19 protein-coding genes and 1 pseudogene are annotated in these 23,375 nt (G+C 37.5%); 17 read left to right on the top strand and 3 right to left on the bottom strand.

Annotated elements, in window-relative coordinates; all coding sequences use genetic code 11:
* The first annotated feature begins 161 nt into the window (after positions 1-161).
* On the top strand, positions 162-746 hold the full coding sequence (locus AN161_RS17275) for a hypothetical protein (RefSeq protein ID WP_053595579.1): 585 nt from the start codon (positions 162-164) through the stop codon (positions 744-746).
* On the opposite strand, the gene mscL is transcribed toward AN161_RS17275, so the two are convergent.
* Positions 743-1,132 (bottom strand): large conductance mechanosensitive channel protein MscL, encoded by a 390-nt coding sequence (mscL, locus tag AN161_RS17280; protein WP_053595580.1) that lies wholly within the window; start codon positions 1,130-1,132, stop codon positions 743-745. The two genes, AN161_RS17275 and mscL, sit on opposite strands and share 4 nt — an antisense overlap.
* Positions 1,133-1,301: 169 nt before the next feature.
* On the opposite strand from mscL, the gene AN161_RS17285 reads away from it, so the two are divergent.
* From AN161_RS17285 to AN161_RS17295, 3 genes and pseudogenes are all read left to right on the top strand, one after another.
* Positions 1,302-1,661: a hypothetical protein gene (locus AN161_RS17285; protein ID WP_241774595.1), complete on the top strand. Its 360-nt coding sequence runs from the start codon at positions 1,302-1,304 to the stop codon at positions 1,659-1,661.
* A 581-nt stretch (positions 1,662-2,242) separates the two neighbouring features.
* Positions 2,243-4,066 carry a reverse transcriptase/maturase family protein gene (locus tag AN161_RS17290; protein ID WP_053595581.1) on the top strand — a complete coding sequence of 608 codons (1,824 nt, stop codon included), beginning with the start codon at positions 2,243-2,245 and terminating at the stop codon, positions 4,064-4,066.
* A gap of 103 nt (positions 4,067-4,169) precedes the next feature.
* A pseudogene (locus AN161_RS17295) lies at positions 4,170-4,520 on the top strand (lytic murein transglycosylase); the annotation flags it as partial.
* A gap of 356 nt (positions 4,521-4,876) precedes the next feature.
* On the opposite strand, the gene AN161_RS17300 reads toward AN161_RS17295, so the two are convergent.
* Together AN161_RS17300 and AN161_RS17305 are read right to left on the bottom strand one after the other, a co-directional pair.
* Positions 4,877-5,134, bottom strand: coding sequence for a GlsB/YeaQ/YmgE family stress response membrane protein (locus AN161_RS17300; RefSeq protein WP_053595582.1), 258 nt, complete (start codon positions 5,132-5,134; stop codon positions 4,877-4,879).
* Between the two features lie 251 nt (positions 5,135-5,385).
* The gene (locus tag AN161_RS17305; protein WP_053595583.1) at positions 5,386-5,931 is read right to left on the bottom strand and encodes an isochorismatase family cysteine hydrolase; all 546 of its coding nucleotides are present in this window, start codon (positions 5,929-5,931) and stop codon (positions 5,386-5,388) included.
* A gap of 971 nt (positions 5,932-6,902) precedes the next feature.
* On the opposite strand from AN161_RS17305, the gene AN161_RS17310 reads away from it, so the two are divergent.
* From AN161_RS17310 to AN161_RS30190, 13 genes are all read left to right on the top strand, one after another.
* Positions 6,903-8,078 (top strand): amino acid deaminase/aldolase, encoded by a 1,176-nt coding sequence (locus AN161_RS17310; RefSeq protein ID WP_053595584.1) that lies wholly within the window; start codon positions 6,903-6,905, stop codon positions 8,076-8,078.
* A complete protein-coding gene (locus AN161_RS17315) occupies positions 8,066-9,388 on the top strand; it encodes a D-arabinono-1,4-lactone oxidase (protein ID WP_053595585.1) in 1,323 nt (440 codons plus the stop codon). The genes AN161_RS17310 and AN161_RS17315 overlap by 13 nt, the downstream gene beginning before the upstream one ends.
* A 356-nt stretch (positions 9,389-9,744) precedes the next feature.
* Positions 9,745-11,415 carry a dihydroxy-acid dehydratase gene (gene ilvD, locus AN161_RS17320; RefSeq protein ID WP_053595586.1) on the top strand — a complete coding sequence of 557 codons (1,671 nt, stop codon included), beginning with the start codon at positions 9,745-9,747 and terminating at the stop codon, positions 11,413-11,415.
* 457 nt (positions 11,416-11,872) lie between these two features.
* Positions 11,873-13,639: a biosynthetic-type acetolactate synthase large subunit gene (ilvB, locus tag AN161_RS17325; protein WP_053595587.1), complete on the top strand. Its 1,767-nt coding sequence runs from the start codon at positions 11,873-11,875 to the stop codon at positions 13,637-13,639.
* Positions 13,636-14,151 (top strand): acetolactate synthase small subunit, encoded by a 516-nt coding sequence (gene ilvN, locus AN161_RS17330; RefSeq protein ID WP_053595588.1) that lies wholly within the window; start codon positions 13,636-13,638, stop codon positions 14,149-14,151. The genes ilvB and ilvN overlap by 4 nt, the downstream gene beginning before the upstream one ends.
* A 102-nt stretch (positions 14,152-14,253) precedes the next feature.
* The gene (ilvC, locus tag AN161_RS17335; RefSeq protein WP_053595589.1) at positions 14,254-15,288 is read left to right on the top strand and encodes a ketol-acid reductoisomerase; all 1,035 of its coding nucleotides are present in this window, start codon (positions 14,254-14,256) and stop codon (positions 15,286-15,288) included.
* Complete coding sequence (locus AN161_RS17340) at positions 15,275-16,813, top strand: 2-isopropylmalate synthase (protein WP_053595590.1); 1,539 nt, start codon at positions 15,275-15,277, stop codon at positions 16,811-16,813. Before ilvC ends, AN161_RS17340 begins: the two co-directional genes overlap by 14 nt.
* A gap of 201 nt (positions 16,814-17,014) precedes the next feature.
* Positions 17,015-18,115, top strand: coding sequence for a 3-isopropylmalate dehydrogenase (leuB, locus tag AN161_RS17345; protein WP_053595591.1), 1,101 nt, complete (start codon positions 17,015-17,017; stop codon positions 18,113-18,115).
* Positions 18,116-18,131: 16 nt separating this feature from the next.
* Positions 18,132-19,541: a 3-isopropylmalate dehydratase large subunit gene (gene leuC / locus AN161_RS17350; RefSeq protein ID WP_053595592.1), complete on the top strand. Its 1,410-nt coding sequence runs from the start codon at positions 18,132-18,134 to the stop codon at positions 19,539-19,541.
* Positions 19,542-19,571: 30 nt separating this feature from the next.
* Positions 19,572-20,162: a 3-isopropylmalate dehydratase small subunit gene (gene leuD, locus AN161_RS17355; RefSeq protein ID WP_053595593.1), complete on the top strand. Its 591-nt coding sequence runs from the start codon at positions 19,572-19,574 to the stop codon at positions 20,160-20,162.
* Positions 20,163-20,596: 434 nt separating this feature from the next.
* Complete coding sequence (locus AN161_RS17365; protein WP_053595595.1) at positions 20,597-21,868, top strand: helix-turn-helix transcriptional regulator; 1,272 nt, start codon at positions 20,597-20,599, stop codon at positions 21,866-21,868.
* A gap of 14 nt (positions 21,869-21,882) precedes the next feature.
* Entirely contained in the window at positions 21,883-23,094 is a 1,212-nt protein-coding gene (locus tag AN161_RS17370) for an MFS transporter (RefSeq protein WP_053595596.1), read from the top strand.
* Positions 23,091-23,261: a hypothetical protein gene (locus AN161_RS30190; RefSeq protein ID WP_198926907.1), complete on the top strand. Its 171-nt coding sequence runs from the start codon at positions 23,091-23,093 to the stop codon at positions 23,259-23,261. Before AN161_RS17370 ends, AN161_RS30190 begins: the two co-directional genes overlap by 4 nt.
* The last annotated feature ends 114 nt before the right edge of the window (positions 23,262-23,375 follow it).

Here is a 23,375-nt window from a genome sequence, read left to right on the forward strand (position 1 = left end):
AATTATCTGAAAGACTAGACCTCATTTTCCCATATTCTCAATAATTGTTACCAATTTAACATGTATACTAAAGAAGAACAAGATAATTTCAGAAAATTGGCGAGATTATTTAGGGTAAATCACCTAGGAATAGTAGGAGATGCTTTAAGGAGGAGAGTTATATGAAGCATTGGCTAGTAATTGGTGGAACAGGAATGCTAAAGGATGTCTCTTTATGGCTTATAAAGCAAGGGAACCATGTTACGGTTATCGGGAGACAACAGATCAAAATGCAAAGATTGATAAATGAAGCTAAAGATGCTTCGAAATTAACACCCTTAATAGCTGATTATACAAATTACAATAGCTTTAAATCGGCATTAATAGAATCTCAGCAAACTAATGGATCATTTGATTGCATTATTGTCTGGATACATGGCTCTGATAAAAGAATTTGGGAGTCACTTTTGCAAGCAATTCCTACCACAAAAAATGTGATTTTATACCATATTAAAGGAAGTGGCTCTTACATAAATGACCATAAAAAAAGTCATATGCCTCCTAATATAATTTATCGAGAGGTTAAACTTGGATTTGTCATAGAAAACAACAACTCCTCTAGATGGCTAACTACTAGTGAAATTGCACAGGGAATTATTGATGGAATTTGCGTCCTTAAAGGAATAAATCTCTTAAACAAAAAGAATCTGCCTTTTTCCTCGGCTTATCCGAGAAAATTAGACAGATTCTTGTTAGATACGATTTAAGCTTGTTCTTTTTTTAATAAATCTCGAATTTCTTTTAGAAGCTCTTCTTTAGAATCCAATTCTGGTGCTGGTTCTTCCACAACAGCCTCTTCATTTTTACGAGATAATTTGGTCATAAGTCGTAATGCCATGAAAATTGCAAAGGCAATAATGAAAAAGTCAAGAATAGACTGTAAAAATACACCTAATTTTATTTGTGCATCACCTGAACCATAAGCAAAGCTTTTTGTTAAATCAATACCACCAGTTAAGACACCGACTAATGGCATAATGATATTTTCAACTAAGGAGGTAACAATTTTACCGAAAGCACCACCAATTACTACTGCCACTGCTAGATCGACAATATTGCCTTTCATAGCAAACTCTTTAAAGTCTTTCCACAAAACAAATTCCTCCTATTTTTATCCACATAAATTAATCGAATTATATTTTACTATATTTTCCCCTCCTTTTTCAACTATTAAAGTAGTGGTAATTATATACTGAAAATTTTACTACAAAATGCGACAAATTTGGTAATATAGAAATAGAATAAAAGATTAGGTGTGACATATGGCGAAAAAAAAGAAGAAAAAACCAGTGCTATCGCCTTCCGTTCAATTAGGCATGATAGCTTTATTAATCCCAATAGCGATAACAGTTTATGTTTTCGCCTTTTTTGCATGGAAGGAGCTACAAACATTACCGATATTTGAAAAATTAGCACAGCAAAAAGCACTAGAAGAAATTCAACAAAATTTCGATATGAAAATTCCTGAGCAATATATTCCCATCTATGTAGCAGCAGAAGAGAAATACGGCGTGCCTTGGACTTTACTTGCTGCCCATCATCGAATTGAAACCCGCTTCTCCTCAATGAAGTCGCTCGTTTCACCAGCTGGGGCAGAAGGACATTTACAAGTGCGACCATAAGGTCATGTAAGAAATATCCACTAGCAAGGAGTAGGCGAGACTACAATGCCTATCATTACCCAACTTATCCGTGAGGGAAACTAATATCGGGGAGTGTAGCATGTTGGGAAAGCTATAAGTTATCGAATCATCACGATACGACTGAATAGCAAAATGAAAAGATGTAAACGAGGATAAAAGCTAAACTGCCTGAATGACAGTCCGAGGGGGTTATTGGTCCACCTATGACGGAAGATGATTATTTACGTCATACAGCGAAACAGAATGGTTAATTGGAAGCCATCTCTGAATACACTTTGATTAACTGCGTGTCAAAAGTGCGTAGTCTATCGCTGACCAACTATAGTAAATAGTAAAGGGCGAACGTCATATCCGACATTACATCGTGCTTATTCTTATATGTGCTAAATGGTGATTACCTACGTCAGAACGCTTAAATAAAAAGCTATGATAAAATGTATCTGAATATCTGATATGGTAACGGAGTTCTCGTAGTAGTCCGAGGTGGGGAAAGCCCATCACATGGCGAAGGGGAACAGCTTATCAAGTCTAACTAAAATTGGAAAGGAGCGTGAGGCTCTATGAGAAGTCCAAACACTGTGTTAGACAGTCTAACGAAACAATCAACACGCGAAAATTACAAATTCGAACGAATCTATCGAAACTTGTATAATGTGGAATTCTATTTAATGGCTTACGCTAAGATTTATGCGAAAGAAGGCAATATGACACAAGGTGTTGATGGACAAACCATTGATGGTATGAGTCTAGAACGTATTGAAAGATTAATTGAAAGCCTAAAAGATTGTAGTTATCAACCAAAACCGTCCAAAAGGGTTTATATTCCAAAAAAGAACGGTGGTAAAAGACCACTAGGTATACCATCTTTCGAAGATAAATTAGTTCAAGAAGTAGTAAGAAGTTTACTTGAAGCTATGTACGAAAAAACTTTCTCGATACATTCTCATGGTTTCAGACCAGAAAAAAGCTGTCATACTGCACTTATGCAAGTAAAAGACAGATTTACTGGAGCTAAATGGTTTGTGGAAGGTGATATTAAAGGATTCTTTGATAACATTGATCATCACAAGCTAATTGAAATTTTGAAAAGAAAAATTAATGATGATAAATTCATCGACTTAATTTGGAAATTTCTTAAAGCAGGTTTCCTAGAGGACTGGCAATATCACAAAACATATAGTGGTACTCCCCAAGGTGGAATTATCAGCCCCATCCTTTCAAATATCTATCTAAATGACTTAGATAACTTTGTATTAGCTTACAAAGATAAATTTGATAAAGGAAAAGGACGAAAACGCCTAACGGAATACCGTACTAGAGAAGCTAGACTACACCGAGCAAACGCAAGGTATAAGGAAAAATGGGAAGAAATGAACGAGGAAGAAAAAGAACAAGCACTTCAACACTTGGACGAGTTGAAAAATCACATGATGGAATTACCCTATAAAGACCCTATGGATGAAAACTACAAGCGGATACAGTATGTGCGATATGCCGACGATTTCCTAATCGGTGTAATCGGTAGTAAAGAAGATTGTCAACAAATAAAACATGACATTAGCACTTTCTTAAGTGAAGAACTGAAAATTGAATTATCACAAGAAAAAACGCTCATTACGCATTCTAGTAAAAGAGCAAGGTTTCTCGGATATGATATTAAAATTAGTCATGATAATAAAACGACAAAATACACAGCGAGTGGACATAAACAACGTACACGTACAATGAGCTGTGAACTTCTTTTACCGCATGAAGTATGGCGAAATAAATTAATCGAATACAAAGCGTTAGAAATAGACGAAAAAACACAAAAATGGAAGTCTATTCATCGGGCGCATCTTCTGCAAAACGATGACCTTGAAATATTGATGATTTACAACGCAGAAATCAGAGGTTTATATAATTATTACAAGTTAGCGAACAATGTATATAAACTAGATGGATTTAAATTCATCATGGAATATAGCATGTATAAAACTTTCGCAAACAAATATAAATCAAGCGTTAGAAAAATCCACAGAAAATACAGTAAAAACGGAGATTTTGCGGTGAGATACGAAACAGCCAATGGTAGTAAGATCGCATTCTTCTATAAAGATGGATTTAAAAAGAAATTATTACCATCTTCATATGCCGATATTGATGTTATTTCTAAGACAAGAAACATTATTTACAACCGAACAGGTCTCATTGAAAGGCTTGTAGCAAAGGAATGTGAATGGTGTCATGCCACAGATGTGGATTTAGAAATTCATCATATTAAGAAGTTAAAAGACCTCGAAGGCAAAAAACGTTGGGAAAAGCGTATGATTGAAAGAAACCGTAAAACGATGGCATTATGTAAGAAATGCCACGTTGATTTACACAACGGTAAATTAGATTGATAGGTGGAGAGCCGTATACGCTGAGAGGTGTACGTACGGTTCGGGGAGGAGTTCTTGGAAACCTAGCATAGTAATATGCCAAGGCGCTGGGTTCTTACTCTACTTTATGCCTTGTACATTTGTAGGCTGGCAACATCCTTCCTGCTCAGGGTTAGGAAAAGGGAATATATCAAAGGCTGAATTAATGAATCCAGAAACTATTAAAAAATATGGTGGATATGGTGTAGATGCTAATGGAGATGGCATAGCAGATCCTTATGATATTGAGGACGCTATATTTAGTGCCGCGAATTATTTATCGAAAAACGGTGCAGCAAATGGTGATATAAAGCAAGCTGTTTTTAAGTACAATCACAGTGATGAATATGTTGAAAAGGTGTTAAATTATTTCAATTTATATAATGACTATCATGATGAGCTAAAAGAAGCAGTCCTTGTAAATACAGAAAAATAAAGAGCCATCAAAAAAGATGACTCTTTACATGTTGTTGAAATTATTGTGTATAAATTAGAGTGAAATGCCAGGAGATTCATGCTAAGGAAGTGGTTGATTGGAGTGAAGGCTGGCGACTCCTCGGACGCCTTCAGCCGGAACGGAAATCAACACCTCGTTTTGCCGAAGAGCCATATTTAATAGGACACCTAATTTTCTTGAGTAATCAATACGCCAAGGCGAAATTGATAAAAGTTTTAAAGCGAATTGTCTTGATCAGAAATTACTTTCATTAAAAGCGCCACAACATTCATAAAAATTTCCTTGATAAAAATATATGTAAAGAGCCATCAAAAAGATGGCCCTTTATTACATATTTAGGTTGCTTTACGCATACTCTTTAAAATAATGCTTACGATGAAGATCAACACGACAGCACCGATTAATGCTGGGAATACGTAAAAATTACTAACTCGCCAACCCCAGTTACCAAGAACCATACTACCGATCCACGAACCGACAATCCCCGCAACAATATTTCCAATGATGCCACCAGGTACATCTTTACCTAAAATTACGCCAGCTAACCAACCTAATACTCCGCCGATGATTAAATACCAAATGAAGCTAATCATTTTTTTCATCTCCTTAAACTAAGATATAATGGCGATTACTTAGTTATGCCCTGAATGGAGTATATTACGCGTTTTGCTTCTTAGTAATTATTACAAATTCTCAATAAGGTTTTTATCTTCATTCAGCGGATGCTAACGCTTCGATTTTGCACAGACAAAACTCATTTTCTGACGCTTCATTTTCGTGCAAAAAATATCTGTAAGTGTTTTTTCTGTAGCAAAGAAATTACAATTACGCCAAGGCAAATTGATTACTTAACAACTGTTGCACCTAATGTATGTTCAAAATGACGCAATGCCCATTCATGACCTGCAGCATCAAAACTTGCAACACCATCTGCATAAACAACCGTTGAAATGCCCAAATTATAAGCATCAACTGCTGTATGTAAAATACAAATATCAGTACAAACCCCAACTAAATGAATTTCTTTGATACCTCTTTCGTTTAATAAAATCGATAAATTGGTTCCGGCAAATGCGCTATAGCGAGTTTTATCGAGCCACAAGACTTCATCTTTGTGAAGGTTATAAATGTCACCAACTTGCCCGTATAAGTGGCGTCCTTTAGTGTTGCGAATATTATGAGGAGGAAATAGCTTGGATTCAGGATGGAATGGATCATCTTCCTCATGTAGATCATTCGCAAAAACAACAAATTCGTTATCAGCAATAAATTTTTGAATCAAGGATGAAATTTTTTTATCTAATACTTGACCGGGCTCTCCACATGTTAGTTTTCCATCAGAAGCGACAAAATCATACGTATAATCAATAACTAATAAAGCCTTTTTCAATTTTTCCACTCTCCCTATAGGTATAATTTCACTTTAATCATGCCATATATGGGCTTGTTTGTCAGAAAAATGATTACATTTTAATATTACGAATAGTTTGAAAATTGATTTTTCTGAGAGTATAATGTGAAAAAAAGGAGAGTGGTCTATATGAATATGACAGCTATGAAACGTTTAAATCGACAAGGACTTCTTATTGCAGGCTTACATCTGCTAGTAATGTTAAATTTTGCAGCGGAATTTTTATTCGCCTCGTAATCTCGTAAAAATAGAAAGGTGAGTTAAATGCTTGTCCAATATTAAAACAACCGTGAAGGCAATTTTGATAATATGTCCACGGTTGTTTTTTATTGTCCTGAGAGAATTTAAATAAAGGTACGGTTAAGGCTTAACTTGAACATGTAGCTTACAGACTTTTAGATAAGGACGACAAGCTAGAAAAAATAAACATCAACTTTATTACACACACTAGTTCATTAAATGGCGATAATTATGCTGTCGGTGTTGTCGTATCAACCGCCTGCAGTTAGAGGAACTGCAGTATACGGTTCGCCAACTGTTTTCGCTTTAATACATAAAAAATGGCTTTTAATCGACATGATTATAAGCCATTTTGTTTATTAAATTATTTAATCTATTTTTTTAAAAAAATTTTTAATGACGTTTAGTAGATTGAATACGTCTCTAGCATTTCATCTTTTTCGTCCTGTAATTTTTATTTATGTTTGGGATGACATTTTGTGAAAACGTATGTCATGTGTCTAAGTTGATTTTCGTTCCGACCGGACGCCCCCAGGGAAGCGCCCAGTCGGAACAAAAATCAACCCCACGCTATGGTGTTGAGCCTTAATTCTGTAAAAAACTATATGCTATTATCAATGAATTTGCATAGAGTACATTAGAGAGTACTTTATTAGAAGGGATTTTTCTGACGCATGTCAAAGCTATAGTACAAACAAAGGAGTGATAGGATGACAACTAGATTTGATCGAGCGTTTCGTGGATTAGAGCGGCCATTTGCTTGGTTGGACTTTGATGCACTGGATAACAACATTACAACTGTGCGCGACTCTTGTGGGGAGAAAAATATTCGCGTTGCGACGAAATCAGTTCGTTCTGTGGAGATATTACGCTATTTACAAAAAAATCTCCCAAATATGATGGGCTTTATGACGTTTACAGCTACAGAGACAATATTTCTACTGCAACAGCATTTTGATGATTTACTGCTAGGATACCCAGTGATGGAAAAAGCTGCTGTTCGTCAGTTACTGCACTTTGTAAAGGCAGGGAAAACTGTCACTTTTATGGTGGACAAGCAGGAACATGTCAAATTTTTAGCGGAGCTAGGGCAAGAGCTAGGTGTCCGTGTGCAGGTGTGTATTGATATAAATGTATCCAATGATTTTAAGCTACTTTATTTCGGTACAAAACGCTCTTCGCTTCATTCACTGGAGTCACTAACACCATTCCTCGAATATATTAAAAATCAAGCATTTATTGAGGTAGTTGGAGCAATGGGCTATGAGGCTCAAATTGCAGGAGTGGGCAATCGTCCTGCCAATGCTGTTAGAGGAAGAATGATAGAAGTCATGCAACTGCAAGCCAAAAAGCAAGTTACCCAGTTTCGTAGATTAGCAATTGCTCATATAAAAGCCTATTTTCCGAGATTACGCTTTGTAAATGGTGGTGGCTCAGGAAGTATGGCATACACGGCACAACAGAAGGAAGTAACAGAAATTACGGTTGGCTCTGCCTTTTATGCACCAGCTTTATTTGATCAATTTATGCATTTACAGCTTGAAAAGGCAGCTGGTTTTGCTCTAAGTGTGACAAGAAAGCCAGAAAAAAATATAGTTGTTTGTCATGGTGGAGGATATACAGCATCTGGGGCAATCGGTGCTGATCGATTACCGGTATTCTATGACCCTGCCTATTTTTCATATCTTAGCTTAGAAGGAGCAGGAGAAGTTCAAACACCTGTTAAGGTAAAGCGTAAAAAAGTTAACGTTGGGGACACACTGTATTTTCGACATGCGAAGGCTGGTGAGCTTTGTGAAAGATTTGAAGCACTACATGGAATTAGAGGGGACAAGTATGTAGGAACTTATACAACCTATAGGGGGGATGGACAATGTTTTCTATAGATAAGTGGAAAAATGGTGGGAAGTGGACGAACTGGGCTGGTAATGTCATCTCTTATCCATCCGAGATGTATTTACCTCGATCTATTGAAGAGGTTACAAATATTGTGAAACATGCACGTGAATCAGGAAAAACAATTCGTGTAACAGGTGCGGCTCACTCCTTTAGTGCTGTTGCAATGCCTGAGAATATAGCACTTTCTTTGCATAATCTGCGTGGACTTATAGCTGTAAATGAGGAGAAACAAGAAGCGACTCTTTGGGGTGGAACGTATTTATATGAAATAGGTCCATTACTTGCGAAGCATGGATTTGCCCTAATAAATATGGGCGATATTCAAGAACAAACGATTGCAGGAGCAGTGTCAACAGGTACCCATGGAACGGGTGTAACACTTGGGTCGTTATCCTCAACTGTAACAAAGTGGGCTTTTGTAGATGGTACAGGTACTTATAGGGAACATATGAGAGGCATGGATGATTTATCTGAAGCTTTACATGTTTCATTAGGTATGCTTGGTGTCCTTGTCAAAGTAACGATTAAGGTAATACCTCTTTATAGCTTACATTATGTAAGCATGAGAGATACTTTAGCAAATGGGCTGGCGCTATTTGCAGAAGATATTCGACAGCATCGACATGTTGAGTGGTTTTATTTCCCTGGTAGCGAAACGATTCAAGTGAAGCGTATGAACGCTATAGCGCCTGTTTATCAGAGTGAATGGAGTAAGAGAATTGAAACATTGAAACTTCAAATAGTAGAAAACGGTGCTTTTTTTGCTATGTCAGAGCTTTGTAAATGGAAACCATCGTTTAGTGGTGCTATGAGTAACTTAGCAGCAGCCAATGTTGTCGAAGGGGAGAAAACGGGGATTAGCTATGAAATTTATCCGTCTCCACGCAGTGTAAAGTTCCAAGAAAGTGAATATGCTATTCCATTAGCGCAATTTGAGGCATGTATGGAGGAGATCCACGCAACCTTTAAAAGTGGAATTTTTAATATACATTTTCCGTTAGAATGTCGGACGACGGCGGGAGAAGCAGGTTTTTTAAGTCCTACTCAAGGGCAGGAATCAGCGTTTATTGCCTTTCACATGTATAAAGGAATGCTGGAAGAGCCTTATTTTGAATGGGTCCATACGATGATGAAGAAATATAAGGGACGACCACATTGGGGCAAACAAAGTCATTTAACTTCTAAATATGTATATGAGCTATACCCAGATATCGAAAAATTTTTAGCAATTCGTAGTCAATATGATCCTGATCATGTGTTTTTGACAGGGTACTTAAGGAAATTACTTACATTGTAAGCGTTATCTCATTATATAGCTATCCGCTCGCCTTTGAAGGATTTGGAAAGATTATTGATAGATTATTAAAAAAATTAAAATTTGAACGAAATGTCAAAATATTTATCAAAACGAGATAAAAGTGATACTTAATCAGCATGAAAACGATTTCAAATTTGATGGATTATTTAAATTGTTTAAACAATTCAAAAAATACTGTTGACGAGACCTTTTTTTCGTACTATGATAACAACAATTTAACACGTTCGTTACAGCAGTTAGTTGCCTTCAAGGCAATTAACATATACGCAAAAACAAAATAGACAGAACATTTTGTATATAGCAACGAACATAGCAATATATGAGGGGCGTTTAAAATGAGAAGTGACATGATTAAAGTAGGCGTAGATCGTGCGCCACATCGAAGTCTTTTATATGCAACTGGCAAAGTAAAAGCAAAAGATTTAGGCAAGCCATTTATTGGGGTTTGTAATTCTTATATCGACATTATTCCAGGTCACGTTCATTTACGTACATTTGCTGATGTTGTCAAAGAAGCCATTATTGAAGCAGGTGGTATTCCATTCGAATTTAATACAATCGGTGTAGATGATGGTATTGCAATGGGGCATATTGGTATGCGTTATTCTTTACCAAGCCGCGAAATTATTGCAGACTCTGCAGAAACTGTTATTAATGCACACTGGTTCGATGGTGTATTCTACATTCCTAACTGTGACAAAATTACACCGGGAATGTTAATGGCAGCAGTTCGAACTAACGTACCATCAATTTTCGTATCTGGTGGTCCGATGGAGGCTGGTACTTCTGCTACTGGCAAGCAACTTTCATTAACTTCAGTATTTGAAGGTGTAGGGGCTCATAAATCTGGCAACATGTCAGCTGAAGAGCTGTTAGATATTGAAAACAATGCATGCCCAACATGTGGTTCATGTTCAGGAATGTTCACAGCAAACTCTATGAACTGCTTAATGGAAATGCTAGGAGTAGCCTTACCAGGTAATGGCACAATTGTAGCTACTTCTGAAGATCGACATAAGCTTATTAAAGAAGCTGCTAAACAATTAGTCCGTATGATTAAAGAAGACATCAAGCCACGTGACATTATTACTAAAGAAGCTATTGATGATGCGTTTGCACTTGATATGGCGATGGGTGGTTCGACAAACACAGTCCTCCATACATTAGCAATCGCCAATGAAGCTGAAATCGATTATAACATTGAAGATATTAATAAAGTTGCAGAGCGTGTTCCATATCTAGCAAAAATTATGCCTGCTTCAGATATTTCAATGGATGATATTAATAAAGCAGGTGGCGTTAGTGCCATCATTAATGAATTAACATCTATTCCAGGTGCTATTCACCCGGATCGTCCAACAGTTGCAGGAGTGACAATGGGTGAGCTTGTAAAGGATTATCATATTACAAATGATCAAGTTATTCGTACGAAAGACAATCCTTATAGCCCAGTTGGTGGTTTATCGGTGCTATTTGGTAATATCGCGCCAGATGGCTCTGTCATTAAAGTAGGAGCTGTAAACCCTTCTATTAAAGTATTCAGAGGCGAAGCAATTGTCTTTGATTCACAAGAAGCTGCACAAGAAAATATCGATAATGGGACAGTTCAAGAGGGCCATGTAGTCGTCATTCGCTACGAAGGACCTAAAGGTGGCCCAGGGATGCCTGAAATGCTCGCACCAACGTCTGCGATTCAAGGTCGCGGTCTTGGTACAAAGGTTGCGTTAATTACGGATGGTCGTTTCTCAGGTGCATCTCGCGGTATTTCAATCGGACATATTTCACCAGAGGCAGCAGAAGGCGGTCCAATCGCTTTAGTAGAAAATGGTGACATTATCACAATTGATCTACCAAATCGTACGATCAATTTAGAAGTTTCAGATGAGGTATTAGATGAACGTCGTGCAAAACTACCGGTATTTGAACCGAAAATCAAACGTGGATGGCTAGCAAGATATTCAAAATTAGTAACAAGCGCTTCTACAGGTGGCGTTATGAAAATTTAATAAGTTAAAGCGTTGATGAGGTTAAAGTTTCTAGAACCTTGTATCTACCAGAGAGCCGGTCGTGCTGGAAGCCGGCGATACAACTAGATCCGACATCCCCTCGGAGCGAGCTATTAAAAGCGTGTTCGCCATTAGATAGCTCCGGGCATAATCGAAAGTGCTCGTTATTAATGAATAAATGATTTATGACACCGTATTGGATGCGAATTTTTTCGCATTGGTTCATAGATGCTTACATTTATTCACGAGGTAGCAATTATTTGCTATAAAAAAGGGTGGTACCATGGAAAGTCTTTTTCATCCCTACGTAAGGTAGTTCTTTGCGTGTGGAGAAAAAGGCTTTTTATTATTTTAACGATGCTAGCAAGAGTCTCTTCACAAGGAGACATCTAGCTGTAATACTTCAATGATGCGCATCGCTAATGTGAAATTGAATGATAAGAAGGAGGCATATTTGATGAGTGCGAATGTTTCTATCAATGAAAAAGAAGAATTAGCAACAACAGTAAAAGCTGAACAAACCTATCAAGCGAAAGATGGTGCTGACGTTTTAGTGCAAGCATTGCATGATCAAGGTGTCGAGATTATTTTTGGTTACCCAGGTGGGGCGGTACTACCAATCTATGATGCAATGTATAAAAATCCGCTACGTCATATTTTAACAAGACATGAACAAGGTGCAATCCATGCAGCAGAAGGTTACGCACGTGTTTCTGGTAAACCAGGTGTTGTTATTGCAACAAGTGGTCCAGGAGCAACAAACCTTGTAACGGGTATTGCTGATGCGATGATTGATTCAATTCCATTAGTTGTTTTCACTGGTCAAGTTGCAACATCTGTGATTGGTACAGATGCTTTCCAAGAAGCGGACATCATGGGAATTACGACACCAATCACGAAGCATAATTATCAGGTGCAGGATGTAAATGATATTCCGCGGATTGTTAAAGAAGCTTTCCATATTGCGAGCACTGGTCGAAAGGGCCCTGTTGTAGTGGATTTCCCGAAAAACGTTTCTCAAATGTTATTTGATGTAGAGAATCCACCACAAGCTCCTGAAGAAATATATTTACCAGGTTATCAGCCAACATACAAACCGAACTATTTACAAATTCAAAAGGCCATTCAGGCGATTTCATTGGCCAAAAATCCACTAATTTTAGCTGGTGCTGGAGTACTCTTTGCAGATGCCAAAGAAGAATTAACAGCATTTGCTGAAAAATACCGTATCCCAGTAACAAATACGTTATTAGGGCTTGGTTCAATCCATGGAGAACATGAATTATTCCTCGGTATGGCAGGAATGCATGGAACTGTAACAGCGAATACAGCTATTACAAAATCCGATTTATTATTGAATATCGGTGCTCGTTTTGATGACCGTTTAACTGGTAATTTAGCAACATTTGCTCCAAATGCAACAATCGTACACATCGATATTGATCCAGCAGAAATTGGAAAAAATGTTCCGACAGATATTCCAATTGTTGCAGATGCCAAAGAAGCATTAAAAGCTTTATTGAAAAAAGGCTTTGAGGGTCCAGATACAACAGAATGGCTAGCATACTTAAATAATCATATAAATGAATATCCATTATGGTACAGCAAGGAGCATGGGGACAAAGAAATTTTACCGCAGGAAGCATTGGAGCTTGTGCATAAAATTACAGAAGGTGACGCAATTGTCACGACAGATGTTGGTCAGCATCAAATGTGGGCTGCGCAATATTATCGCTTAAACAATGATCATGGATGGGTAACGTCTGGTGGACTTGGTACGATGGGCTTCGGCTTCCCGGCTGCAATTGGCGCCCAGTTTGCGAAGCCAGACAAAAAAGTTGTTTCCATTGTAGGTGATGCAGGATTCCAAATGACTGCGCAAGAGCTTTCTATACTACAAGAATTCAACTTACCGGTAAAAATAGTGATTTTAAATAACAGCTGTCTAGGAATGGTACGCCAATGGCAAGAAACATTCTATGAGGAGCGTTATTCATCTTCATTAATGCCGATCCAACCAGATTTTGTTAAATTAGCTGATGCATATGATCTGAAGGGCTACCGAATTAACACAATCGATGAAGCGGAAAGTATTTTCCGTGAGGCACTACTTTCTGATGAGCCAGTGTTAATTGATTGTCGTGTTAAACAGCTTGAATGTGTGTACCCAATGGTAGCACCAGGCAAAGGCTTACATGAAATGATTGGGGTGAAAAAGAATTGAAACGAGTAATTACAATAACAGTGATTAACCAGAGCGGTGTCTTAAACCGTGTAACAGGTTTACTTATGAAGCGTCAATTCAATATTGAATCAATCACAGTTGGTCATACTGAACAGCCAAACTTTTCGAAAATGACTTTTGTTGTGAACGTTGAGGATGAGCGTAAAATTGAACAGCTAGTGAAGCAATTATCAAAGCAAATTGATGTGCTAAAGGTCAATGACATTACAGACAAATCAATCGTGCTACGCGAGTTAGCGCTTGTGAAGGTAATTTCACCACCAAATTTACGACTGGAAATGAATTCAATTGTCGAACCATTCCGTCCACAAATAATTGATACAGCGAAAAACGTTGTCACCTATCAAGTAGTAGGACATCCAGAAAAGATTGATGCCTTTATTGAACTAATTCGACCTTATGGTATTAAAGAATTAACGCGTACAGGGGCTACTGCATCTGTTCGTGATACACAAAAAATCTCAAATCCGCAGCTCTCTATTTTAAAATAGTTTGCATATAAAAAATTGAAAGCTTTGGATACATAGCCCTTAGTCGGTTTACGTGCATCCGAAGTGAAAAAAAACAAACCCAAATTTAGGAGGAAACAAACAATGGCTACAATGTACTATGATCAAAACATCAACGAGGAAGTATTAAAAGGGAAAAAAATCGCAATCATCGGTTATGGCTCACAAGGTCACGCACATGCATTAAACCTTAAAGAATCAGGATTCGATGTAGTAGTAGGAGTTCGTCCAGGCGGATCTTTCGATGCAGCAAAAGCGGATGGATTAGATGTAAAAACTGTTGCTGAAGCAGCACAAGAAGCAGATGTTATCCAAATTTTACTTCCAGATGAGCGCCAAAAAGCTGTATATGAGGCTGAAATCGCTCCACATCTTGAAGCAGGTAAAGCACTTATGTTTGCACACGGCTTTAACATTCATTTCGGACAAATTACACCCCCAGCAGATGTTGACGTATTCTTAGTTGCACCAAAAGGTCCAGGACACTTAGTTCGTCGTCAATTCCAAGAAGGTGCTGGTGTACCAGGCTTATTCGCAATTCATCAAGATGCAACTGGTCAAGCAAAAGATTTAGCTCTTGCATACGGTAAAGGAATCGGTGCAGCTCGAGGCGGTCTACTTGAAACAACATTCAAAGAAGAAACTGAGACTGATTTATTCGGTGAGCAAGCAGTACTTTGCGGTGGTGCTACACAATTAGTAAAAGCAGGTTTCGAAACATTAGTAGAAGCTGGTTACCAACCAGAATTAGCGTACTTTGAAACGCTTCACGAATTAAAATTAATTGTTGACCTAATGTTTGAAGGTGGTATGGCAACAATGCGTTACTCAGTATCAGATACAGCTGAGTGGGGTGACTATGTTGCAGGACCACGCATTATCGACGACTCTGTAAAAGCTCGTATGAAAGATGTATTAACGGATATCCAAGATGGTACATTCGCTCGTCGTTGGATTCAAGAAAATGAAAACGGTCGTCCAGACTATACAAAATTCAAAGAAGCTGGTGCAAATCACCAAATCGAAGAAGTTGGTGCTAAATTACGTGCTATGATGCCATTCATCAATGAAGGTAAAGAAAAAGTTGTGAGAGAAGTGGCTACAAGTGCGAAAAATTGATATTTTCGATACAACACTTCGCGACGGCGAACAATCTGCTGGTATTAATCTAAACACAGCAGAGAAAATTGAAATCGCTAAGCAACTAGAGCGCCTAGGGGTGACAATTATTGAAGCAGGTTTTCCTGCTTCGTCACCTGGTGACTTCGATGCGGTAAATCGCATTGCAGATACAGTGAAAAACTCCATCGTTACAGGTTTAGCTCGCTGTGTACAAAAGGATATTGACACAACGTGGGAAGCGCTTAAAGTGGCAGAGCAGCCGCATATTCATATTTTCTTAGCAACTTCTCCAATTCATATGGAATACAAACTAAAAAAATCACCCGATCAAGTGGTAGAACAAGCGGTTGAAGCTGTAAAATATGCGAAAAAATTCTTTCCACTTGTACAATGGTCTGCAGAAGATGCATTCCGCTCAGACCGTGAATTTTTAGTGCGTATTATGAATGAAGTTGTTGCGGCTGGTGCGACAACCATTAATGTACCTGACACAGTAGGGTATGCATCACCACAAGAATATGGGGCATTGTTTAAATTCCTACTTGAAAACGTAAAAGGTGCTGAAAAAGTAAAATTCTCTGCACATTGTCATGATGACTTAGGTATGGCAACTGCTAACACGATTGCAGCCATTGAAAATGGTGCCACACAAGTAGAGGGTACGATTAACGGTATCGGGGAGCGCGCTGGAAATGTTGCGCTTGAAGAAATCGCAGTAGCCCTTCATATTCGTAACGATATTTACCCTGTAGAAACAGGTATTAATTTGCAAGAAATTAAACGTACATCTCAATTAGTCAGTAAATTGACGAATGTGGTTATTCAACCGAATAAAGCTATTGTGGGTAAAAACGCATTTGCGCACGAATCAGGTATTCACCAAGATGGTGTGTTAAAAAATCCAGAAACGTATGAGATTATTTCACCTGCCCTTATTGGTGAAGGTGAGGTACCGCTCGTTCTTGGTAAACACTCAGGTCGGGCAGCATTCCGTGATCGAGCAGAAACACTGGGCTTCAACCTTTCGGATGAAAAACTAAACAAAGCATTTACTGAATTTAAAAAATTGGCTGACCGTAAAAAAGAAATTACAGAAGAAGATTTACTAACTCTTCTTACAGAACAACAAGTTCAAATAGAAGACGTTCCACTCTACGAACTAAAGACGGTACAGGTGCAATATGGTACAGAAAATATACCGACAGCAACAGCGATTGTTTTAACGCCAGAGGGCCTAGAGAAGACAGTTGTTGCAACAGGTTCAGGCTCGGTGGAAGCCATTTTCAATACGCTTGAGCAACTTGTACAAGGAGATATTCATGTGATTGATTACCGCGTTAAGTCTGTCGGTAAGGGACGCGATGCACTAGGTGAAGCCGTGATTAATATCCGATATGATGACGTATCGACAACTGGACGCAACTCATCACAGGATGTTTTAGAAGCATCGGCCAAAGCTTATTTAAATGCCATTAACCGTCATTTAATTCAAGTAAGCCTTCGTGCACAACCTGTGAGTTAATTAAGGCTCTATAGTAGTGTCACAGATTATAGTGGAATGAATTGTATGCATACTTCATATTCCAGACGCAATTATACTATGACATTTTTTAGATATTCCAATTACGCGACAACGTAATTGATGACTCTCACTTATTAATAGAGGTGAGAGTCTTTACTAAAATAGCGGATTCAACGCTATACAAAGAAAGGTGTTTTGACGATGGAGAAAAAAATTACAGTACTTCCTGGTGACGGAATAGGGCCAGAGGTTGTTGCTTCTGCTGTACGTGTATTACAGGTGATTGGTAAGCGATTCAACCATACTTTCCATTTAGGTTATGCAACAATCGGAGGCGCTGCCATCGACCAACACAATAACCCACTACCAGATGAAACAATTGAGATGTGTGAAAATAGTGACGCAGTTATACTAGGAGCCGTTGGTGGTCCAAAATGGGATAATAATCCACCTGAATTACGTCCAGAAAAAGGATTGCTACGCATTCGCAAACATTTTGACTTATTCGCAAATCTACGTCCGGTAAAGGCATTCCCGAGTTTACTAGATGCTTCACCATTAAAGCGTGAAGTAGCCGAAAACGTCGATTTAATGATTGTACGTGAATTAACAGGCGGCGTATACTTCGGGGAACCACGTATGCGTACTGAGAATGGCGCGATTGATACAACTGTTTACTCAACTGCGGAAGTTGAACGTATTGTTGAAAATGCCTTTGAATTAGCACGTTTACGTGGAGGCAAATTATGCTCTGTTGATAAAGCAAATGTACTTGAAACAAGTCGTTTATGGCGCGAAGTTGTAGAAGCGAAGAAAAAAGAGTATCCAGATGTGCAAGTGGAGCACAATTTAGTAGACTCAGTTGCGATGAAATTAATTACAAATCCTAGTCATTATGATGTGGTAGTTACTGAAAATATGTTTGGGGATATTTTAAGTGATGAAGCATCTGTTATTACAGGCTCTTTAGGCGTACTTCCATCTGCATCTATTCGCGGAGATAATTTCGGTCTATATGAACCAGTACATGGCTCAGCTCCAGAAATTGCAGGCCAAGGTGTTGCAAATCCAGCCGCAACAATTCTTTCAGTGGCCATGATGCTACAATATTCATTTGGCTTAAAAGAAGAGGCTGCAGAAATCGAACGTGCTGTAAGTGCAGTATTTGATGATGGCTATTTCACAGCAGATCTTTCACGTGATGGCGGTCGTATACTTTCGACGAATGAATGGACAGATAAAGTAATTAACGAGATTGATACAAGCTTTGTTTCAGAAAGCATTATGACAACATACATTTAAGAAATAGGTGAAGACAATGGGCAAAAATATAATTGAAAAGATTTGGGGTAAACATATTGTTTATCAGGAAGAGGGCAAACCGGACCTGTTATATATTGATCTCCATTTAATTCATGAAGTAACTTCTCCACAAGCCTTCGAAGGTCTACGAATGAATGGACGTAAAGTGCGTCGTCCAGATTTAAGCTTTGCGACAATGGATCATAACGTGCCTACAAAAAATCTACCAACGATTCATGATCCAATTGCACGTAACCAAATCGAAACGTTGGCTAAAAATGCTGAAGAATTTGGCGTTGAGCTTGCAGGAATGGGGCATCCTGACCAAGGGATTGTTCACGTAATTGGACCAGAGCTAGGTTTAACTCAACCTGGTAAAACGATTGTCTGTGGTGACTCCCATACGTCTACACATGGTGCGTTTGGAGCGATTGCCTTCGGTATTGGTACATCTGAGGTAGAACATGTATTGTCAACTCAGACTTTATGGCAAAATAAGCCAAAAACAATGGAAATTCGTGTAGAGGGTGAGCTACCTGTAGGTGTAGCTGCAAAAGATATTATTCTAGCGATTATTTCTAAATTCGGTATTGGTGTCGGCACAGGACATATTGTGGAATTCACTGGAGAAGCTATCCACAAACTTTCTATGGAAGAACGGATGACAATTTGTAACATGTCTATCGAAGCAGGTGCAAAGGCAGGACTTATTTCTCCTGACCAAACGACTGTTGACTATATCCGTGGACGCAAACATGCACCACAAGGAAAAAAGTTTGAGGAAGCAGCAGATTATTGGTTAAGCTTGGCATCCGATGAAGATGCAACATATGATACAGTTCGAATCATTCAAGCAGAAGAAATTGAACCAATCATCACTTGGGGAACAAATCCGTCAATGGGTTCAGGTGTCTCAAGTAATGTTCCAACACAGGCAGATTATGAGGATGAGTCAGATAAAACTGCTCTTCGTACAGCACTTGCCTACATGGGCTTAGAGGAAGGTCAACCATTAACTTCAATCGATATCCAACACGTATTTATCGGTTCCTGCACAAATTCACGCATCAGTGATTTACGTGCAGCTGCAAATGTCATTGAAGGGCGTAAGGTACATGAAAATGTAATAGCTATCGTTGTGCCAGGCTCCTATTCGACGAAAAAACAAGCAGAAGCAGAAGGATTAGATAAAATCTTTACAGATGCTGGCTTTGAATGGCGTGAGACAGGTTGCTCAATGTGTCTAGCAATGAATGATGATGTAGTACCAACGGGCGAACGCTGTGCATCAACATCAAACCGTAACTTTGAAGGACGTCAAGGAGCTGGTTCTCGTACACACTTAGTATCACCGCCAATGGCAGCAGCAGCAGCAATTGCTGGTCACTTTGTGGATGTTCGTGAATTCGTAAAGGAAACTGTGTAATTTCCACTTACACGGAAGGGATGATTGAAAATGGAACCAATTAATATTGTAAATAGTGTCATAACACCACTTGATCGTAAAAATGTTGATACAGACCAAATTATTTCTAAAGAGTTTTTAAAGCGTATTGAGCGTACAGGTTTTGGTCAGTATTTATTTTACCATTGGCGCTTCGATGCAGAGGGCAATGAAATAAAGGACTTTGTATTAAATAAACCTGAATTTAAAGACTCCAAAATTTTAGTAGCACAAGATAACTTCGGCTGTGGTTCTTCTCGTGAACATGCACCATGGGCAATCTTAGATTACGGCTTCAATGTAGTGATTGCACCATCGTTTGCAGATATTTTCCATAATAACTGCTTCAAAAATGGGATTTTACCTATCAAGCTAACTGAAGCAGAATGTGATGAAATTTTAGAAAAGGGCTTAGAAAAACCATACGCGATGGAAGTTAATCTTGAAGCACAAACAGTAACGGGTGAAGATGATGCAGTATATAATTTTAGCATCGATCCTTACTATAAAGAAACATTACTAAATGGTTTGGATGAAATTGCTCTAACAATTAAATACGAAGAACAAATCGCTGCTTACGAAGAAAAACGTATTGCATTTTAATAGATCAAGCGACTTCTTTAGACTGAAGACAAAATTTGTTGTCTTCAGTTTTTTTATTTTCATTCAGCAAATGTCTTATGTAGCGAAAGCAAAGCGTCAGCTACAAATGTCTTATGTAGCGAAAGCAAAAAACAACGGTTGGCCCAAAGCCTCCGACTCTCCAGCGCTTGTCGGATGTTCTTTCATAAAAAACGAATCACACTGAAACTGAAGGGAGCAATGCTCAGGTAGAAATGTAAAATGCACAAGTGGAAGAGAAGAATTCCTGGATTGGTAAATTCCTAAGTCCTTACCAGTTTCACATGGTACCGATAATAATAAGGTTTTCTTGTGTATGTGATTTTAAATTTTAGTTATTCAATTGTGTATTTTTTGTAAAAATACACAATAAATTGATGCAAAATTTTGATAATATATTATTAGAGGTGGGGATAATGAATGAAATCTTTTCTAGAAATCTTGGTCAGTTAATTAAACATCACCGAAAAAAACAGAAGATTAAACAAGATGATCTGGCCATTGGAATTTGTACATCTTCGTATTTGAGCCGAATTGAAAACGGTCTTGTGATTGCCGATAAAGCAATTTATCAATTGTTGCTACAACGATTAAAGATAGATTTACAGCAACATATAGAGGGCCAAGAACAATTAAATGAACAATTGGAGATGATTTGGGAGAAAATTATTAGTCATCGTTCATTAACTTCAAAGGAATGTCAAAAAATTATTGAATATCCTAAAACGGATTATATAGATGAAATACAACTTAAATATGAAATTGTTCATTGTCGTTACTTACTTTTTGAAAACAAAATAATGGAAGCCGAAAAGCTTTTAAAAAAAATTAAACCATTTATTCAATGGGAATCCAATCGTATCGCGCAAATGTACATTTTGACCATCATTAATTATTATTTACTAACGGAACAATATGTAGAACTAATTGACATGAATCATCAGTTTGACATGGAGCATTATTATAAGAATGGAAAAAATTTCGAGTATGCTTATTGTCTATATAATTTAGCGTTTGCTTATAACCGAGTATATCAAAATCAGGAGGCGTTAAATTATGTTGAAGCAGCGAGTAGTGTATTTACTCATCATTACGCACCGTTATTTCAATTGAATTTGTATTTAATGAAAGCGGTTATTTTCAATTCGTTATTTCAATTTGAAAAATCGATTAAAGAATATGAAGCGAGCTTGGACTTAGTTGAACATGTGGTGGATTTACAAACACCTACTCAAATGAGTTCTATTTATAATAATTTAGGGCATTGCTATGAATGTCAGGAATTATATGAACAAGCCATTGAGAATTATGAAAGAGCATTAACCTTTGAATGTCAATCACTCACAGTTATTAATTATATTCGAACTTTATATCGTTATAGAAACTTTGAAAAGATGGAACAAATGATTGAAAGCTATAAAAATTTATCGTTTCAAAAGAAGCACGAAGAATATCAATTTGAAATACTTTGTTTTATCTCCAATGAGAAGATTGAATTGTCGTCATTAAAAGTGTTAGAAGAAAGAACATTATGTTATTTTGAACAACAAAAATATTACTCTTTAACTTTATTTTATGCACCATTATTTGCTGAGCTTTATAAAGCTCTTCTTGTGTATAAACAAGCAAGCAATTGTTATGAAAAAGCATTTGTGGCAAGTGAAAAGGTTCGAACAATAATGAGTTGAAGGGGGAAGCTATAATGAAAATCATTCGAAAATACAGTTTGTTAATTGGGGGTTTAGGCTTTTCCAATTTAGGAAACTGGATTTACCTTGTAGCGCTTAATTTATTTGTATGGCATTTAACACAGTCGCCTGCAGCAATGGCTGGGATCTTTATTGTCGGGCCTATAGCAAGAGTTTTAACAAACTTGGTAGCAGGCTCCTTCATTGATCGTATGAATAAACGCAAGTTGATGATTACATCTGATATTATACGAGGTATTATCGTTTTTTGTATGCCGTTTATGGAATCTATTTGGCTAATCTATGCTCTATTATTTTTAGCGAATATAGCGAGTAGCTTCTTCGGACCTAGTAGTACATATTATATTACAAAATTTGTTCCCTCAGAAGATAGACAACGATTCAACGCAATACTTGGTACATTCAATTCAGGTTCGTTTTTAGTAGGTCCAGCACTAGCAGGTCTACTCATCATGCTATTTAATACTACAGTGACGATTTGGTTCAATAGCTTTACATTTTTTGTTTGTGCAATAATCATTTACTTATTACCTGATGTAGATGATGTGAGGGAAAGTTCGCGACAACGTTTAACTTGGCAAACGTTAAAAAGTGATTATCTAACTGTAGTAGCTTTCATCCGACAAAATCCATTATTTATAACGATTTATCTATTGTTCCAATGTGCGTTAATGATTGCATTTGCGCTTGATTCTCAAGAAGCAACATTTATAAAACAAGATTTAGCTTTATCCGATAGCTTATATGGAGCATTTATGAGTACTGCAGGAGCAGGAGCAATTTTAGGTGGAATGGTTGCCGCAAGCTTCGCCAAAAAATGGTCCACTCGATCTTATATGGCTTTTGGATTGTTCTTAACAATGCTGTTTTATACTGCCTTTTATGCTTCGACATCAAGTATATGGGCATTTGTAAGTTTTGTTTTTCTAGGCTTTTTTATGGCATTTAGTAATACTGGTTATGAAACATTTTATCAGCAAAGTGTACCGCCCGAAATGATGGGGAGATTCGGCGGTATTTCAAATATTTTTCAAAATATTATGCAAATTACTTTTACTTTATTTTTAGGTCTGTTTGCAGAATTGTTTACGCTTCAAATGACTGCAATTATTTTCGGTATTATAAGTATTTTATTTGCAGTAGCATTATATTTTGTACTATATTCCAAAAAAATTCACAAAGAGTTAAAGGAGGAAGCTTTATGATTAGCTATTCGGCTCGTTGTATTTTTTGTAAGAAAACATTTGAAGTTGTAGAAGGAACAAGAAAATATAAACTGTATAAACAAAATATGAAAGGGAAATTTTCCTGTGAAGATTGTGATAGTAAAATTAAATTAGAGGCAAGGAAAGGTTTATTAGGAAAACTATAAAGGGGCTACACTCTGATTGTAGCCATATGAGCTACGCATCATGCAACAAGTTTGATAGTGTAGTTCCTTGACTTCATGCATAATAATCAAATGTAAATGATTCTGTCTTTCCAC

The sequence above is a fragment of the Lysinibacillus sp. FJAT-14222 genome, from assembly GCF_001278875.1.
Lineage (GTDB): Bacteria > Bacillota > Bacilli > Bacillales_A > Planococcaceae > Lysinibacillus > Lysinibacillus agricola.